This is a genomic window from Vibrio sp. 1288, assembly GCF_033344475.1.
This window is the reverse complement of sequence record NZ_JAWPOX010000932.1, coordinates 1-563: the sequence shown is the minus strand read 5'-3', so window position 1 is coordinate 563 and position 563 is coordinate 1. Positions and strand designations below refer to the sequence as shown.

Annotated in this window: 1 protein-coding gene; it reads left to right on the top strand. The window is 40.5% G+C overall.

Going from position 1 to position 563, the window contains the following annotated elements; genetic code table 11:
• Positions 1-232: 232 nt before the first annotated feature.
• A partial coding sequence (locus R8O11_RS30175) for a dihydrofolate reductase (RefSeq protein ID WP_318195256.1) occupies positions 233-563 on the top strand: 331 nt, incomplete at its 3' end.

Here is a 563-nt window from a genome sequence, read left to right as displayed (position 1 = left end):
CGTGAATTCTTCGAGTTAGAGGATGAGTTAGGTGATTGTCTAAAGGTTTTGGTCGCTGAATTTGAAAAACTTCATGTGAAATACGTGGCAAATGCATAACAAACGCTTTAAGACGGATTCGCAACGCTCGGCGGTTTTGGTTTGATTTAGCTTTAATGTTTACGGTGTAATAATTGAGTGTTGTGGTAGCGTTGCTCACCACTTAAGCGGGCGTTAGCCCTCAGGAGGAAAAATGAAAATATCCATTATGGCAGCAGTTTCTGAGAATGGAGTAATTGGCTCTGGATTGGATATACCTTGGCATGTACAAGGTGAGCAGCTCCTGTTCAAAGCTATGACTTACAATCATTGGCTTTTAGTCGGTCGTAAAACTTTCGACTCAATGGGTAAACTTCCCAATAGGAAATATGCTGTGGTTACTCGCTCAGAAATGGTCTCGAATGATCCAGATGTTATTTATTTCACCAGCATTGAATCGGCATTATCTTACTTAGACAATACGACAACACATGTCTTTGTTTCTGGTGGTGGTGAAATTTACAAAGCATTAATCGAACAAGCAG